Here is a 16,694-nt window from a genome sequence, read left to right on the forward strand (position 1 = left end):
CGCACCCCGCTTTTTTTTGGCACGATGCGCGCGCCATGCCCCGTCTCCTCCCCCGCCTGTGGCTCTGCCTACTGTTCACCCTGTGGAGCGTCGCGCGCCCCGCGTCCGCCGCCAGTTCAGACGAAGAAGCGAAGCGTCACATCCAAGCGGCGATGAAGGACTTTCAGAAGAATCGCTTCCTGAAGGCGGAGGGACGCCTGAAAACCGCAGGCGCCGTGTGTCGCAGCGGCGACTGCGGAAAGCCGACCCTGGTCGCCATCTGGAAGTACCTGGGCGTGGTGTACGCCAGCGGCCTGGAAGACTCGGACGCGGCGAGCGCGTGCTTCGAGCAAATGCTGCTGCTCGACAAGGAGGCGAAGCCGGACGAGCGCTTCCTGGATGATTCCGTACAGAAAGCCTTCGATGCCGCGTCAGAGACCGTGCTCGCCGAGGAGCGAGCCGCGGAGGAAGCGAAGAAGCGAAAGGAGGCCGATGCGCTCGCTCAACAGAAGCGCGTCGAAGAGGCACAGAAGCAGCGCATCGCCGCGCACAAGCAGCGCCTGGCTGAGCTCAAACGCCAGAAGCTGGAAGAGGCCGAACGCCGCGCCGAGGAAGAACGCCTGGAGAAGGAACGCAACGCCGCGGAGATCCGCGCCGTCGAAGAGGAAGATCGGCGCCTACGTTGCGATGTCGACGAGCCGCTCTCGCTGCAAGACGCCGGCTGGGTCGAGCAAGCTCAAGGCTTCCAGGTTCCGCTTTTCCTCAAGGTACCGAAGCTGCCCAGCGACACCATGAGCGTCAAGCGCGTGGTGGTCGAGTTCTCCGCACCAGGTGCGGACACGCCTCAGAGCATCGAGCTGAAGCCAATGCAAGGTGGCTACGGCGGCTACCTGCCCTGCGAGGCATCGCTCAGCGCGGGCGAGCTGAGCTACCAAATCAAGGTGATCAACAGCTGCGACGCGCTGATCGGAAGCGCCGGGAGCGACGCAGAGCCGCGGCGCATCAAGCTCAAGCCGGCAATCGACTTCGCTCAACCCCACCTACCCGGTCAGCTACCACCTGAAGCCTGCGCGAAGGAAAGCTCCTCGCTGACCTGTGAGCTGGATGACGACTGCCCCGGCGAAGGAGCGCGTTGCGTCGAGGGCAGCTGCACCGCCGCGCAACCCAAGATCGCTCCCACGCGGCGTATCAGCATCCTGCGAAACCGCCTGAGTTTCGAGGCGGGCCTGGACTTCGCTCCTATCTCTTCCGACGCCGCCTGCGCTCCCAGCAACGTGAGCGATGGTCGCTACTCATGTTTCCGCCCGGATGGCTCCGAGCTCGAGCGAGATCCCGAGGCTCCTGGTTCCTTCTCTACCGTTGGTGTCGGGAGCCTGCGCTTGAGCCTCGGCTACGATCGCGTGTTCGGCGAGCGCTGGCTCGTCGGCGCGCGCGGCGGACTCACGTTGCTCGGCCATCCAGAGCGCGCGGATGGCAAGAGCGTCTTACCCGTACATTTCGCGCTGCGTGGCGCCGTGTACTTCGGAAACGAGCCCTTCGCCGAAGCTCGCGTTCGCGCCTATGCCGCCATCAGCGCGGGCCTCGGGGACTCCGCGGGCCGGGTGGACGGTGTCTCCGTCCGCAGCCAAGCGAAGGGGCTCGAGGCCGTCCGAGTGTGGCAGAAGGGCGGCAGTTTGTTCGCAGGCGCCGGTCTAGGGCTCGAGATCCCGCTGTCTCGCGCCGGGGCAATCTACGGCGAGCTGGGCGCCCGGCAGTATTTTCCGACTTCACTCACCGCATTCGGACCGACGCTGGGCTACGTTCACGGATTGTGAAGCGCGCCCGCTCACTGCTCGTCGTCAGCGGGGTACTCCTCGGTACCTGGTTCGCCCTCACGGGGTCCGCGCAAGCTGAGACGCGCGATGAGCGAGAGGGCGGGGCAAGCGATAGCGAAGTCCCCAAAGACGCGGGCGACGACGCCGAGTCCCCCGAAGAGTCGACGCTGGAACCGACCGATGAGGTCAAGACGCGTCCTGACGAGGTCTCAGGCATCGAGCGTGGTGGGCGCGAAGCGGGCGATCTGTCTCGAGAGCTGGCCGGTGGATTGTTGTGGTTGCCGCGCCAGACCGTGGAGCTGTTGTTCTTCGCATCCGGCAACGCTGCGGGTCTGATCGACGACGAACAAGTGATCCCTCGCGTCGAGGACTCACTCAACCCGCCCAAAGGCGAGATCCGCGCCTTCCCGACCTTGTTCATCGAGACCGCGGGCCCATTGAGCGTCGGCGTGCGGCTCCTCGCGCGGGCAGACAACTTCGGCAGCACGGTGCGCTTCGGCTTTGGTGGACGGCGAGAGCTGGTCGCGGAGTCCAGGTTGCGAGCGACGCTGTCGGAGCCACGCCCCATCGCGGTCGGAATCGAGCTCTTGCACGATGTCCGCGGCTCCCGCGGCTACCTCGGGGTGGGGCAAGATCCAGCGAGTGACCCTCGAAATATTTTCCGCGCGGATTCCACCGAACGGGAAGCTCAGTACGAAGAGATCCGCGAGCGCTTCATCACGAGCCTTGGTGTTCGTCCCCTGGATGACCTCGAGCTCTTGCTCTCGTCTTCCATCACGCTACGCCACCTGCAAGACACCGAAGACGCGGGCGAGCGCCGCGTGTCGCGGGTCTTCGATTTGGACAGCCTCCCCGGCGGCCTCGGTGTGCGCCGCATCACCTACAATGAGGCCGGCCTGCGATTGGATACACGCAAGGGTCGCAACGGGGCCTTTCCTGGGATTCAGGTCGAGACTTATGTCGGACACGCGCTGGGGATCCCGCCAACGGACACCAGCTTCCTGCGCACCGGAGGCCGCGTAGCGACCTTCTTCGAGGTCTACAAGCGTTCGAACATCCTCTCACCGAGGCTGGTGCTCGATACGATGCGCCCGCTGGATAATGCTACTATACCCTTCAATGAGCTCACGCGGCAGCCTGACTTCCGTGGTTTCGACTCCAGGCGAGATTTCAGCTCACTCGTCGCCTCCCTCGACTATCGGTGGACCGTAATGCGTTACCTCGCGGCAAGGCTCTTCGCAGACGCCGCGGTGGTCGCGCCGGACCTGCCGAGTCTGAGGCACCAAACACCGCGCTTCGCCGCAGGCAGCGGACTCGACTTCTTCACGCGCTCCGGCAGCCTCGGCTCCGTCACCACCGTGTTCAGCCCCGAAGGCTTCAAGCTGACGCTCAGCTTCGGCGTCGCGGGCGGCTTCGGAGATAGGCAGCACCGCGATTGATGCGCGCTGCGCTGCTTTGCTGTGTGCTGGCGCTGAGCAGCGGTTGTTCGCTGTACCTGCCCACGCGTTTTGCTGACCGCCCCCCCGCAACCAGCGTGGCGGACGACGCTCCGATCCCGCTCCCAAGGCACCGAGAGCTGCTCGAGACGGTACGCTGGTCCGACATCTACCTCCGACGCCCGTTGGTTCGCGCCCTCGACCCTGAGCGTCCCCCGCGCGCCGGAGACGTCAACTCCGTCGACGAGGTGCCGAAGTCGAGCTGGTTCGAACCGCTCGACGGCGAAGCGCTCTCGGACGCCTGGTGGGGGGAGGGTCCGCCGGAGCCACCCGTAGAGCCCATTGGGGGCAAGCCGGATGTCGTCTCTGGCGCGATCCGCGTCAAGGACAGCCGCGGGATCATCTACGAACTCGAGGGCGACCCCTCAGCCGCTCCAGATACTCGCACCGCGGCAGGACCGATCACCGCGCGGTTGATTCGCGCAATTGGTTACCGTACGGCACCGGCCCACCGCATCGCGATCTCTCGCGACGAAATCATTGGCGGTGATCCGAAGAACAAACTCTTGCCCGCAGGCGTGGACCGACGGGTCATGATGGCAACCCAGTGGCCGCTCGGGACAGACATCGGCGTGACGCCGCCTCGCGGGCTGCGCGAAGACGACGCCAACGACTACGTGCCCCACGAGCATCGACGGACGCTCCGCGCGCTACTCCCAATCGCGAGCTGGCTGGACATCAGCGGGATCAGCGCACACTGCCTACGGGATGTGTACGTCGGCGCGCCTGGGGACGGCTACGTGCAGCACTTCTACGTGCGCTCCAGTCCTGGTCTCGGATCCGGTCGCCTGACCCAGGGCCAACCGTTCCAGTCAGCGGCGGGCGTGGTTGCGGGAACTCCACTCTTGAACCTGTTCACCCTCGGCCTCAGCTCCCGCGGCATCAACAGCAAGCCACCGAGCGACCTTCGACTGCTCGCCGCGTCCCCAGCTGTTGAAGAGTTCATCGCGAGCACACCCTATGAACCGTTCGATGAATTGCGACCGGATGACCTGTATTGGGCGCTGAAGCGCGTCGCAAGCATCAGCGATGAATCCCTGGTGCGTGCGATTCAGGCCGGCGGCCAGCCGATGGCCGAGCAGCAGCGCATCAACGCCACACTCAAGCAACGGGTGCTCGACCTGGTGGCGATGGCGCTCACCCTGGTCACCCCGATCGAGTTCGAGGGGATCGATCAGGATCGCTTGATCCTCCAGGATTTCGCCGCCTATCGCTTCGGTAACCAGCCTGCGCCTCATGACGTGTGGCTCTACGACGCGCGCGGCCACTTGTTGTCGCGCTCACTCCTGCCGCCTGGTCCACGTGCCGCGCTGGCAATCCCGAGAGTGATCGGCCTCGACTACTTGGTCGTGCGTGTACGGGCGCGGCGCACTCCCATGCCACGCGCCGCGGAGCTCCATGTGCGCCTACACCCAAGCCCGCATTTGGTTGGGATCCTCCACTGAACACCCGACGTCACGCGGCGGCTGCTGGCGGGTAGGTTGGAACTGAGCCAACCTAGAGTCTCGAAAGCTCGACTCGAGTTCTGAGTTCGGGCTAGAACGTCGAACGCTTAGCGTGTCCTCCCCCACTCCGATGCCCGTCTCTTCGCCTCGAGCGTCCCGCGCGCCCGTGAGTGAAGCCTTTCCCCGACGTGAAACGAAGGGGCGCGCCAGGCTCTGGAGTTGGTTCTTGAGCGTCGGTGCGGGTGGTGTGCTCACGCTGACCATTGCAACGATCGCCATCGTGGTCTTGGCTCGCTATCCGCAGGGCAGCGACTCCATGCCCCAGTGGGTGCCTGTGTACCCCGGTGTTTCAGTCCAGGACACCAAGCTGAACAAAGACGGCGTCTCGGGACACTATCGTTTCCTCGCGGGAACGGACACAGACTCCATCCTCAACTGGTATCGCGAGCAACTCGAGACCCGCGGGTTCACCAGCGAGGACTACTCTGGCCAGGGCCAGAGTGAGGGTGATGGTCAAGCGCTTCGCTTCATCTCCGAACGCGATCAGCTCGAGGTCGTGGTGACGCTACGGGCGGACCCGAAGGGCGAGCAGGCAGATGTCGTCTTCGGCCGGCTATAAGCCCTGAGGTCAGCGTTCAATCACCACGAACGTGCCCTTGCCGTTCGCTCCCCCCGCCGCCGCGCCGTTCCAGTCCGCTGGCACCGCGGGCTCTGTAAAGCCGAACAGGCGCTTCCCATCACGGGGCGACAGGTTCACACAGCCGGCGCTCATGCCCTTACCGAACGTGTCGTGCCAGTAAGCGACATGCAGCGCGAAGGGAGCGTTGAAGTACTGAGTGTAGGGTACGTCAGCAATCCAGAAGCTTCGATCTTCACCCTGCTCCGGACTCATCGTCGCAGCTCGATGCTTGTAGGTGATGCGGTAGATCCCCATGGGAGTCGTTGAGTATTTGACCGGATCTCGCCCCTTCACGGGCACGCCCCCAACGCCTGGGCTCACCAGCGTCGAGAAGACCGGTCGCTCCCCCTCGTAGGCAACCAGGGTGCCTCGGGAGATGCTCATCCACAGCCACTTGTCCTGATCCGTGATTCCCCACGGTAACTTTTCACGCGCGTCGACGCGGACCACGTCGGCTTCCCTCACCCACAACCTGCCCTGCTTACCCGTAGACAGCGTCGGCAAGAAGTTCTCGCCACCTTGAGACACCGGCTGGGCGCTGGGGTCGACACCCACGTGGTCCAGGCGCTGCCACGCGCCGTCGGTCTTGACCAGCTTGTCGCCGTCCAGCCGATACTGGGGAGCGGGGCCTTCGCGAAACCAACCCAGCGGGAGCTGCACTTTGCCTGCGAGTTCCACGCCTTCGAAGCTCGACTCCTTGAACGGGCGAGTGCGGTCTGCGGGCACCACGGTGCCGTCCGCGCTGACCAGCCAACGCCGTCCCTCGTGCTCGAACACCCGCACATAGGCCAACATCGAACCTAGAGGGATTTGCCTGCGGACGAGCCCCATTGGTTTCGAGCTGCCAGCGGATCCACCGTTTGCAAAGAACCAGGGGAGCTCTCCGTCCACCTCGGGCAAGCTGTCCAGCGCCAGCACCTCGTGCCCTTTGTTCCCCCAGCTCAACGGCGCATGGGTTCCCGGAGCCCCAAGGAAACGCTCCTCCTTCAGCCACTCATCTCGGGTGGGGAGACGCCGATACATCGGTGTGCCGTTGGAAAGCGCGAAGTGATAGGGCGAGGCGTCTGTCGACGGCACTAGCCCACTCATCGCGCTGGTGTAGCGCCCGGTCGGGTCGAGCGTCGCGCTGCGATCGAGGCACACGTATCCGCGCGGTTCCACTGCGTAGAACCCTCCGGCGCACCCCGGTCCGACCTCAGGCTTGCTGCCCGCCCGGATCCGCACGTGGTGCCCCACCCGGATGTATCCGATCTGGGTCGTGCTCTTGGAGGGCTTTGGGTAGACGAAGGTCGCGTACCCCTTGGAGTAGATGTGTGTGGCCGCGAGACCGCTCTGACCCTGGGCGAGCAAGCGAGACTCCAGCGGCGACACCTTGGGCTCCTCGGCCGCTGCAACGGCGGTCCAGCACCCCAGGGCCAACACGGCGTACAAGCCACGCCGAAGGCTCCGTTTGGAAGGCGCGCAGAGCGGAATCATCTGCTCTCAGTACCCGCGTCTCGACGCCGCGCCAATCCCACCGCGTGCAGGTTCCGCATCCTGGTGAAATCACGCTACTTGCAAGTGGCAGCCAGAACCGCGAGCGCCCGCCCGTCGGCGCTCACGGATTGCGCCGCGCCGCTTTCTTCCACCGCTTGGTTGGACGCTTTGAGACGACTCACGGCGAAGCCACCGCTCGGTAAGAAAACCGCGCCCCAACGCGCACCCTCAGTGTTGACGCTCCAGAACCTGACCCGCAATCATGCGGGCCATGGCTTCCCCGCGCTTCTTTCGCCTAACGGCGCCTCACCATCACCCTTCAGCACTCGCCGTCTCGCTACTCGCCTTAGCGCTAGTGGCGGGCTGCGGCAGCGCCAAGGACATCACATTCGACGAGGGCAGCGCAGGGTCGAATCCTGGCGGAAATGGTGGCAATCAAAACGGCGGCTCCACTGCTTCGGGCGGAACAGACTCAGTCGGTGGCAGCAGCTCGGTTGGGGGCAGCAACTCCGTCGGAGGCAGCGGCGCTGGCGGCTCAGGTACGAGTGGCGGTAGCGCTGGCTCCCCGGCGGGTGGGGCCGGAGCAGACGGCGGCACCGGTGCGGGCGGCTCAGGTGCGAACGGTGGCACGGCCGGCGCAGGCGCTGACGGCGGCAGCAGCTCGGTTGGTGGCAGCAGTACAGGCGGCGCGGGCGCTCAGGGCGGGAGTTCCTCCGTTGGTGGCAGCGCCGGGGCAGGGACAGGCGGTTCCGCGGGGAATGGAGGGAGCGGCGGCGGCCCAGTCACCGTAGACTGCCTCTCCGCGACCTGTACCCTGGACGGCAATCCCACAACCGCGTGCTGCTTCCAAAAAGCGACGGACGGCCAATCCGCCAAGAGCGCTTGCGTCTCCGGTCCGCCGGAGAACGATGGCTGCATCACCTCGGACACGGGCCAGCAGACGCGCATCGAGTGCCAAACGAACGCGGACTGCCCCGGTCAGGTCTGCTGTGGGTACCGCCGCGAGGTAAACCAGACGGCTTTCTACACGGACCTCGCTTGCGCGGACTCCTGCCAGAACTACGGCCCGGAGATCCCGATCTGCGATCCTGCACACGGAAACAGCGAGTGCCCGATGCTCAACACGCAGAATGGCCCGGTGCAGCTGAATTGCGTGCAAAGCCAGCTGTTGCCCAGCGGCTATTTCGTTTGCGGCCAGTGAGCGCTACATCAAGGGCCTGATGGCCGCAAAGCGCAAGAAGACCGATCCCAGCGACGAGGAGCAGCGCCTCATCGAAAGCGAGAGCATGCCCGAAGACGATCGCTTCGATCGGCTGTTCCGCCCCCAGAGCCTGGACGACTTCGTCGGCCAGAGCCGCCACAAGGAGAACCTGCGCGTCTACGTCAAGGCGGCCAAGCAGCGCGGCGAGCCTCTCGATCACATCCTGCTCTGCGGGCCGCCTGGCCTCGGCAAGACCACCCTCGCAAACATCCTCGCGAACGAGATGGGCGTGCAGCTGTTCACGACCAGCGGGCCAGCCGTCGAGCACAAGGGCGTGCTCACCGGGCTCGTCACTCGCCTGGGGCGAGGCGATGTGCTGTTCATCGATGAAATCCACCGCCTCAGCGCGCCAGTGGAAGAGGCGCTCTACCCCGCCATCGAAGATTTCCGCATAGATATCATGACGGGTGACGGTCCTTACGCCGAGAGCATCGCAGTGGACGTCAAACCCTTCACGCTGATCGGGGCCACGACGCGTACCGGCTTGCTCACCAAGCCCCTGCAAGAGCGCTTTGGTGTCACCCTACGCCTCGACTTCTACCCCGTCGCAGATCTGCAGCAGATCGTGCTGCGCTCCGCGCGCCTGCTCGGCGTCCCGTGTGATCAAGCCGGCGCCCTCGAGCTAGCACGTCGCTCGCGGGGCACACCTCGCGTCGCGAACCGCCTGCTCCGCCGGGTGCGCGACTTCGCCGAGGTCGAAGGCGACGGCAGCATCGACCAAGCCATCGTCAAGCAAACCTGCGAGCGCCTGGAGATCGATCGCGGCGGCCTCGACGAGATGGATCGTCGCCTGCTCACCATCATCATCGATCACTACGACGGCGGCCCCGTCGGCGTGGAGACCATCGCCGCAGCGATGGCTGAACCGCGAGACACCATCGAGGACGTCTACGAGCCCTACTTGCTCCAACAAGGCTTCCTCGGTCGCACCCCGCGGGGACGTATCGCCACGAAAAAGGCCTACGACCACCTCGGGGTGCCCTTCGGCGAGACCACCGCAGGCGCCAAGCAGGGCAAGCTGTTCTAGGCATCCACGTTTCAGCTGCAACGCAGCCTGCAACGCCTGAAACCTCTCGACCCCCAGTCAGGCACGTTTCCGTGCATAAACGGCTGGCACGATCGGTGCTAGCTAGCCGCCCATGCTCACAGCAATCGGCGACGTCATGCGTCGGCTCTACGAACGCGGTTGGATCACGACGCGGGACGGTAACTGCAGCCTGCGCCGCACGAACTCGCGCATGCTCTACGTGACGCCTTCCGGCTGGCGCAAAACCATCCTGCATCCCGAACACCTGGTGAAGCTCGCCTTCGGCGCGAACCAAGAGCTCGTGGTGCCTGAAGGCGCGAACCCATCGGGTGAGCTTCACATGCACTGGCTACTGCAGAAGGACGCGACCAGCGTGCGCGCGGTGGTGCACGCCCATCCAACCCACGTCGTTGCGGCGATCTATCGCGGCTTCAAGCTGCCCGACGTCGCCGCCGAGTTCCCGGAAATCTTCCGCTACACCCGCGTCGGCCCCTCCGTCACGGCGATCCCCGCCATCACCCGCGACCTCGGAGACGCCACCGCTGTCGCCTTCGGCCTGAAGGACGGCCAGCTCGACTTCGACATCGTTGGGCAAGCCAACCACGGTGTGTGCGCCGTCGCCGGCGATCCGTGGAGCGCCTACGAACACATCGAGCGCCTCAACCACGTTTGCGAAATCGTGCTCGCCAGCGGCGTCCGCCCCGAAGACATCCCCGAAGGCTCAATACGCATGAAGTCGCACGGCGCATGAATCACACAGCGCATGGGTTTTCTTTGGGGGGGAGGTGCAGGGCACAGCGCCGCGAGCCCCTAGACACTCAACTGCACAGGCAGGCCCATCGCTTCAATCCGCGCGGCAATGTCTTGCATCCGTTCCGCCGAGAGCGCGATCAGCCGCGCGGCTTCGGGCTGCTCCGAAGGCCGTGCCAGGCCATACAGCAACACACCATTCAGCTTTAGGGGGAGGCGCAGCTTTTGCTGCGCGAGCTCGCTGAACACATCCAGTAGCGCGCTGAGCTCGGCGTCGCTTGGACCGCGCTCGTTGGTGGCAGCGAGCTCGGGCGCGCCCGCTGCTTCAAGTGACTGCTGCCCAAACACGCACGTCTGGATCCACGTCGGGCAAATCGCACTCACCGCAGTGAGTCGCTCCACCTGGCGCGCCCCCTCCCCCGCCACGGAGTTGACTGCCTGCATGCCTTCACGGGTCACCCGATCGAGCTTGAACCACACCACGCCGCCGCACGTCGCGAAGCGCTCCAGCGCCTGAAGCACGTGAGGCTTGTTCGCCATCGAGCCGTTGGTGATCAGCGTGCACGGCAGCTCACCGCGCAAGCCGCGCTCCGTCAGCACGCGCTCGAGGAGCGCGATGACTTCGGCAAACTGCGGGCTCGTGGTGGGCTCGCCGTTGCCACTCAGGGCGATGTCCTTGAGTACGCGCGCGCCCTCGGGCACCCGGCGCTGCATGAAGTCGCCGTGCTGGATGTCGTCCAAGAGGCCGTTCAGCTCGCCCTCTAGCTGTTCGAGATCGAGCTGCGGACCATTTCCGCGCGTCAAATTCGGCACCTGGCAGTACACGCAGCGCCAGTTGCAGGCGTTGTTCGGGTTCAGGTTGATCCCGACGGACACGCCCCCGGCGCGTCGAGACACCACGGGATAGACGTAGGTCAGCCCGGCCGCGTCGCGGTCATGGTTCACCACACTGAGCTGCCGCTCGGACATTGCGCTGGGGACGCTAGCACCGCCGAGGCGCCAGACCTAACCCCCTGAAATTTAGGCACTTTTAGCCACACCAAAAGAATGACCGAGGCAGTCGCAAAATTTCCCTTGCGCGTTTCGTGAATAGCATTCATTTTTTGAACGTGGTTCACGAAACGGGAACGACGAGTCGCGCGTCGCGCAAGCGGGAGGCGAAGCAGGCGCAGATCCTCGAGATCGCCGAGCGGCTGATCGCCGAGCAAGGCATCGAGGCGTTCAGCCTGCACGCGGTGGCCCGGGAGCTGGATGTCGTCACCGGCACGCTCTATCGCTACTTCCCCAACAAGGACGCGCTGGTGGCCGCGCTGCATCGCCGCGCCATCGCCGACTTGCACGAGCGCTTCGGCGCTCATGCCGCCCGCCTGAGCGCCGCCCTCGAGCGCGTCGAGCTGCGTCCCAAAGAGCGCGTCCTCACCGAGCTGTGCGCCGCGTCGCGCTTCTACCTCGAGCTGCCTGAGCAGCTGCCGAATCGCTTCCGCTTCGTGTGGTTGATGCTCGGTGATCCGCGCTCGCTGATCCGTCCGGAAGACGTACCGAAGTCCGCGGTGCCGCTGTTGGCCTTCTTGGGCGACGTGCGGGCGCTGTTCGAGCGCGCCACCCAGCTCGGAGCGCTTTCCGACGGAAACGCGTTGGACCGTACATTGGTGTTCTGGTCCGCCCAGCAAGGCGTGGTGCAGCTGCAGAAGCTCCAGCGCTACGAAGCCAAGCTCTTCGACTATCGCCGACTTGGCGCACAGCTCGCCCGTCCGCTGCTGGTTGGCTGGGGCGCGTCTCAAACCGCGCTCGAGCGCGCCGAGCAAGTGCTCGATCAAATCAACCTGACCAGCTCCTGATTGTTCGCGCGTCAACGAACGCGCTGTAAGCCACGAGGGAAATCATATGTTGTTCTTTTCGCCTACCGCATTCGCTGCCGGCGCCGCCGGCTGGACCTTCGCTGAGTATGCCCTCCACCGCTGGCTCGGCCACGCGAAGCAGCCCAAGAAGACTTCCTCGGGGAAAGGCTCACTGCTGAGCGGGGACTTCGGCCCCGAGCACCGCACGCACCACGCGGACACGACGTACTTCGCACCCACCTCGCGCAAGCTCAAAGCTGCCGCGATGCTGGTGCCAGCGCTCGGAGCTGGCGCGAGCTTGCTCGTCGGTCCGCGCCGCGGGCTCTCCTTCGCGCTCGGCTTCGCGAGTTGCTACGCGGGCTACGAGGTCGTGCACCGACGCATCCATACCCACGCCCCGCGTGGACCGTACAGCCGCTGGACGAGGCGCCATCACCTGTCCCATCACTTCAACGCAAAGATCAATCACGGCGTTACCACCCCCATCTGGGACGTGGTGTTCAACACCTATCAACCGCCAGGCAAAGTGCGCGTGCCCTCTCGCATCGTGCAACACTGGATGATCGACAGCGAAGGCAAGCTGAAGCCAGAGTTCGCTGACGACTACGAGCTGGTGGGCAAGGCGCGCCCCGAGCCGAACAGTCCTGTCGAGACGGCGAGCGCGCCCGCCTAAGCGCACTCAGTCACGCTTCAAGTAGCCGGCCTCGTCGAGCGCCATCAGATAGCCACCTAGCCAGCGGCCCTGCTCGTCCAGCGCTGCTGGGGTGGAGATCGCAGCCAGCACCGCGCGTCCCCGCGCGGCCCAGTCCCGCTCTGCGTCAGCGCCGAGCCGCAACAAGAACCGCGCGGTGAGCACGTTCGCGCCGAAGGGATGCCGCCGCTTCGCGAACACGCCCGCCGCGTCCTTGTCGGGGCTGACCGCCCAGTAGGCGTTGAGCTGTTCGTCCCACAGCGCGTCGAGCGCCGTCGCGATGCGCAACGCGGCGCTGTTCAGTTCACTGGCTGCCGCGGCGTCTGTGTCGCGCAGCGCCGCGGCCAAGCGCACATAGGCAAAGCCGAGGCTCGCGGCGTCCGCCAAGTGATAGCGACCGCTGCCCTTCGCCGCGTGCTTCACCCGGCCGTCTGGCAGCACGTGGCTCTTCATGAGGTTCCGCGCGGTAGGCAACGCTCGCTCCAGAGCAGAGCGCTCGCCAGCCTGTCCTAGCGCCGCGAGGGCACTAAGCCAGAGGCCGCTCTCTTCGGCGTACACGTGGGTGTCGACGCGAGGTACACCGAGCTTCAGTCGCTCGGCCTCGGACTTCGCGTAGTAGATCTTCCCGTCGACGAAGCGACTCCCGCGATCATGCGCGCCGACATCGGCGTCTTGGCTGACGTAGTAGCCGGCGCTGTTCGGTGCTGCCAGAAAGCGGTCGACGTAGCGCGCGATCGCCGCAGCCCATTTCAAGAAGCGTGGGTCACGGGTCAACCTGTAGGCTTCGGCGTACGCCGCCAGGTTCGCCGCTTGAAACGTCATCAATTTCTCGTAGTGGGGTGCTTTCCACGTGCTGCCGTCGGAGTACTGGTAGATGCCGCCCCACACCGGGTCGATCAGCGCCGCTTGCTGACGGAGGCTGAACAGCGCTCGTTGCCGCGCGGCATTGTCTCTCGCGCCGCGCAACACCTCGAACTCCGCATTCTCTCCGAGTGGCGCCTTCTGGCGCATGCCCCAGCCGCCCTGCTCAGCATCGTAGTAGGAGTCGAAGTCTCTGAGCGCACGCTGTGCGACCCAAGGCATCGCGTCCAGCGTGGCGGAGGCGACGCCAGGCTCCAGTGACTCCTCATCCGGGCGGGTGGCGCTGTTCGCACGCTGCAGGATCTCCAGGAGCTCGTCCGGCTCGAGGTAGCCGCGGTACTTCCCAAGCTCCTCGGCGTCGGGGCTCAGCAGAATCGTGGCAGGCCAGCCCCACTCGGAGTAGCGCTCTTCGATGTCGGGGCGCGAGTCGACATCCACGCGGATCACGACGAAGCGATCCCGCAGTAGCTTGCCAACCCGCGGGTCGCGATACGTCGTCTCTTCCATCACGTGGCACCAGTGGCACCACACTGCAGCCCCGTGGAGCAGGATGAAGCGGCGCTCCTTGCGCGCCCGCTCGAACGTCGCGCTCGACCAAGATGCGAACGCGAAGGCTTGTTCGCCGCCGCGCTCCCGCGCGAGCGCGATGTTCACCCTATCGGGCGTGCCCTCACGCACCAGGTGCGGTGCTGCCGCGGGCTCGCCACGGCTCGCGCATCCCGCAAGTGCCAGTAAAACCAGCGCGCTCAGCGCGCCGTGCCGCCGGGGAGCCCAACGCCGTGTACTCGCGGCCATGCAGCGAGTTACGCCTCAGCAGGGCCGCCGGATCGGATCGGCTGCGAAGTTCTAGTGATGTCCGAAAATGGCCAGTTTGGGTCCGGCCCCGGGTGTACCACTATTGACGTGACCAACGACGACCAACGCTATCGGGCCCTGGGCGCTAGGGACCATCGCTTCGATGGGGTGTTCTTCGTGGCGGTCAGCAGCACGGGGATCTACTGCCGCCCCATCTGTCCGGCGCGCCTGCCGGTGCGGAAGAACTGCACGTTCTATGACACCGCCGCCGAGGCGGAACGCGCTGGTTACCGCGCGTGCTTTCGCTGCCGCCCAGAGCTCTCCCCCGGGTCGGCTCCGACGGATCGCAAGCGTGTGCTCGCGGATCGCGCCTACCAGCGTATCCGCGCGGGAGCGCTCAACGATGGCAACGCGGTGGAGCTAGCCCAGGAGTTGGGGGTGAGCGAACGGCACCTGCGACGCGCCGTGCAGGAGCGCTTCGGGATCTCCCCGGTGGAGCTCGCGCAAACGGCGCGACTCGGCCTCGCGAAGCAGCTACTCCACGATACCCAGCTGCCGCTCAGCCAGATCTGTCACGCGAGCGGCTTCGGCAGCGTGCGTCGCTTCAACGCGCTGTTCAAGGCGCGCATGGGTCGCTCGCCGTCGGAGCTACGCAAGGGGCTCGACGTGGAGAATCCGGGAGCACAACTCACGCTGCGCCTCGACTACCGCCCGCCGCTCGCGTTTTCTGAGCTGCTCGCCTTCCTCAGGCAGCGCGCCATCCCTGGAGTCGAGCAGGTGGATGATGTCTCCTACGCTCGGCTGGCCCGCATCGACGGACACACGGGATGGCTTGAGGTGCGCGCCGATGGGAGGCGCGAAGCCCTGCGGCTGAGCCTCTCGCACACGTTGGTCCCCTGCTTGATGCAGGTGCTGAGCGCGACGCGCCAGCTGTTCGACCTCGACGCGCACCCCGAAGCGATGTCGAAGAGCCTTGGCGCCGACCCGTTGCTCGGGCGCGCCGCCAAACAGAACCCAGGACTACGCGTGCCAGGCGCATTCGACGGCTTCGAGGTCGCGGTGAGGGCGCTGCTTGGGCAGCAAGTAACGGTCAAGGCCGCAACAACGCTCGCGGGTCGCCTGGTGGAACGCTTCGGAGAAACGCTGCCGGAAGACACCCGCCTGGGAGGGCCAAGTACGCTGTCGCGACTATTCCCCACGGCAAAAGCTTTGAGCGACGCGGGCGCAGATGCGATCGCAAAGGTCGGACTCCCCGGGCGGCGCGCCGAGTCGATTCGTGCGCTTGCCGGCGCGGTGGCGCGCGGCGAGCTGAGGCTGACCCCAGGTGCGGATCCCGAAGCAGTCGAGGCCGCGCTCGTCGCGCTGCCCGGCGTGGGTCCCTGGACCGCCGGATACATCGCCATGCGCGCGCTACACGACCCAGATGCGTTGCCCCACGGAGACTTGGTCCTGCGCCAGGCGCTGGGTTCGAAAGCGGCGCCGGTCAGCAACCGAGCCCTGGAAGCGCACGCCGAAGCGTGGAGTCCCTGGCGTGCCTACGCCACGCTCCTGCTCTGGCAGAGCTCCTCACCCCCACCCCCTTGAGAAAGGTATGAAAATGAAGACGGAAGAACGCGTGTCACTCGACACGCCCGTGGGACGCCTGCAAATCGTGCTCGAGTCGGGCGCGCTGACTCGCATCCTGTGGGCGAACGAGCCACAAGGGACGGATACCCTCGGGCCAAGCCGAGCGGCGAAGCGGGCCCAGAAGCAGCTGAGCGAGTACTTCGCTGGCAGGCGCCAGAAGTTCGAGCTCGAGCTCGATCCCCGAGGAACCGAGTTTCAATGTCGCGTATGGCACGAGCTCGGCCAGATCCCGTTCGGAGAAACCCGAAGCTATGGAGACGTCGCGAAGACCTTGGGCAAACCCACGGCCTCGCGAGCAGTGGGAGCAGCGAACGGCAAGAACCCCATCCCGATCATCTTGGCCTGCCACCGCGTGATCGGCGCCTCGGGGGCGCTGACCGGCTTTGCAGGTGGCCTCGACACGAAGCGCTGGCTCTTGGACCACGAATCGGCTTCCTGACTCAGAGCACGCGGTCGAGCCAGATCCGATCGCGCAACGGGATGCCTTCCTCCAGCAACCCGTCGGCGTAGCCTCTTTCCGCACAGAACCAATCCCGCTCGATGCGCAGGAAGCGAAAGCCCAGGCGCTGGTAGAAGCGCAGCTGGCGGGTCCCTGCTGTCGCGGTGGCCAAGTACACCTGTCGCACCTGCTGAATCGCCAACGCCTCCAGCACTTGGTTGAGCATCCAGCCGCCCAAGCCTCGAGCGCGCAGCTCCGGCACGACGGCGATGTTCTTGATCTCGAGCGCACTAGCCGAAGCCCAAGCCTCCTCGATGGGAGTGCACAAGGTGACTCCGAGCGGCTGCTCTTCCTTGAGCAGCACGAAGGCTTGCCCGAGAGAGTGATAGGCGGCGATGGCAGGCTCGGAGTCGTCCGCCAAGCGCAAGAGCGGTAGCAACCCGCTGCGCTCACCGATCACTCGCGCGAGCCCATGGCCCTCAGGGTGTCGAGCGATGGGCTCCGTGTGCATGCAGAG

General features: G+C 65.7%; 15 protein-coding genes. 11 read left to right on the forward strand and 4 right to left on the reverse strand.

Translation table 11 applies throughout. The annotated features are described in order from the left end of the window. Positions 1 to 35: 35 nt before the first annotated feature. The 4 genes from H6718_04385 (at position 36) to H6718_04400 (ending at position 5,353) form a co-directional block, all read left to right on the forward strand. Positions 36 to 1,793, forward strand: a complete 1,758-nt coding sequence (locus H6718_04385; GenBank protein MCB9584607.1) for a hypothetical protein — start codon at positions 36 to 38, stop codon at positions 1,791 to 1,793. After that, positions 1,790 to 3,232, forward strand: a complete 1,443-nt coding sequence (locus H6718_04390) for a hypothetical protein (protein MCB9584608.1) — start codon at positions 1,790 to 1,792, stop codon at positions 3,230 to 3,232. Before H6718_04385 ends, H6718_04390 begins: the two co-directional genes overlap by 4 nt. Continuing rightward, positions 3,232 to 4,734, forward strand: coding sequence for a hypothetical protein (locus H6718_04395; protein ID MCB9584609.1), 1,503 nt, complete (start codon positions 3,232 to 3,234; stop codon positions 4,732 to 4,734). The genes H6718_04390 and H6718_04395 overlap by 1 nt, the downstream gene beginning before the upstream one ends. Positions 4,735 to 4,900: 166 nt before the next feature. Beyond that, positions 4,901 to 5,353: a hypothetical protein gene (locus tag H6718_04400; protein MCB9584610.1), complete on the forward strand. Its 453-nt coding sequence runs from the start codon at positions 4,901 to 4,903 to the stop codon at positions 5,351 to 5,353. Between the two features lie 9 nt (positions 5,354 to 5,362). Here H6718_04400 and H6718_04405 read toward each other — a convergent pair whose 3' ends face one another. Then, a complete protein-coding gene (locus H6718_04405; GenBank protein ID MCB9584611.1) occupies positions 5,363 to 6,889 on the reverse strand; it encodes a L,D-transpeptidase in 1,527 nt (508 codons plus the stop codon). A 271-nt stretch (positions 6,890 to 7,160) separates the two neighbouring features. Between H6718_04405 and H6718_04410 the strand changes: the two genes are divergently transcribed. From H6718_04410 to H6718_04420, 3 genes are all read left to right on the forward strand, one after another. Continuing rightward, a complete protein-coding gene (locus tag H6718_04410) occupies positions 7,161 to 8,090 on the forward strand; it encodes a hypothetical protein (protein MCB9584612.1) in 930 nt (309 codons plus the stop codon). A gap of 19 nt (positions 8,091 to 8,109) precedes the next feature. Beyond that, on the forward strand, positions 8,110 to 9,177 hold the full coding sequence (gene ruvB / locus H6718_04415; GenBank protein MCB9584613.1) for a Holliday junction branch migration DNA helicase RuvB: 1,068 nt from the start codon (positions 8,110 to 8,112) through the stop codon (positions 9,175 to 9,177). Between the two features lie 112 nt (positions 9,178 to 9,289). Further along, positions 9,290 to 9,928 carry a class II aldolase/adducin family protein gene (locus H6718_04420; GenBank protein ID MCB9584614.1) on the forward strand — a complete coding sequence of 213 codons (639 nt, stop codon included), beginning with the start codon at positions 9,290 to 9,292 and terminating at the stop codon, positions 9,926 to 9,928. Positions 9,929 to 9,987: 59 nt separating this feature from the next. On the opposite strand, the gene H6718_04425 is transcribed toward H6718_04420, so the two are convergent. Then, positions 9,988 to 10,896, reverse strand: a complete 909-nt coding sequence (locus H6718_04425; protein ID MCB9584615.1) for a radical SAM protein — start codon at positions 10,894 to 10,896, stop codon at positions 9,988 to 9,990. A gap of 140 nt (positions 10,897 to 11,036) precedes the next feature. Here H6718_04425 and H6718_04430 point away from each other — a divergent pair, with 140 nt between their 5' ends. Both H6718_04430 and H6718_04435 read left to right on the forward strand, forming a co-directional pair. After that, positions 11,037 to 11,765 carry a helix-turn-helix transcriptional regulator gene (locus H6718_04430; protein ID MCB9584616.1) on the forward strand — a complete coding sequence of 243 codons (729 nt, stop codon included), beginning with the start codon at positions 11,037 to 11,039 and terminating at the stop codon, positions 11,763 to 11,765. A 46-nt stretch (positions 11,766 to 11,811) separates the two neighbouring features. Continuing rightward, positions 11,812 to 12,438, forward strand: a complete 627-nt coding sequence (locus tag H6718_04435) for a sterol desaturase family protein (GenBank protein MCB9584617.1) — start codon at positions 11,812 to 11,814, stop codon at positions 12,436 to 12,438. Positions 12,439 to 12,444: 6 nt separating this feature from the next. On the opposite strand, the gene H6718_04440 is transcribed toward H6718_04435, so the two are convergent. After that, on the reverse strand, positions 12,445 to 14,112 hold the full coding sequence (locus H6718_04440; GenBank protein ID MCB9584618.1) for a thioredoxin domain-containing protein: 1,668 nt from the start codon (positions 14,110 to 14,112) through the stop codon (positions 12,445 to 12,447). 57 nt (positions 14,113 to 14,169) lie between these two features. Here H6718_04440 and H6718_04445 point away from each other — a divergent pair, with 57 nt between their 5' ends. Both H6718_04445 and H6718_04450 read left to right on the forward strand, forming a co-directional pair. Further along, positions 14,170 to 15,696, forward strand: a complete 1,527-nt coding sequence (locus H6718_04445; protein ID MCB9584619.1) for a DNA-3-methyladenine glycosylase 2 family protein — start codon at positions 14,170 to 14,172, stop codon at positions 15,694 to 15,696. Positions 15,697 to 15,709: 13 nt separating this feature from the next. After that, complete coding sequence (locus H6718_04450) at positions 15,710 to 16,177, forward strand: methylated-DNA--[protein]-cysteine S-methyltransferase (GenBank protein MCB9584620.1); 468 nt, start codon at positions 15,710 to 15,712, stop codon at positions 16,175 to 16,177. Position 16,178: 1 nt separating this feature from the next. On the opposite strand, the gene H6718_04455 is transcribed toward H6718_04450, so the two are convergent. Next, entirely contained in the window at positions 16,179 to 16,688 is a 510-nt protein-coding gene (locus H6718_04455) for a GNAT family N-acetyltransferase (protein ID MCB9584621.1), read from the reverse strand. Positions 16,689 to 16,694: the final 6 nt, after the last annotated feature.

It is taken from the genome of Polyangiaceae bacterium (genome assembly GCA_020633205.1).
Classification (GTDB): Bacteria; Myxococcota_A; Polyangia; order Polyangiales; family Polyangiaceae; genus JAHBVY01.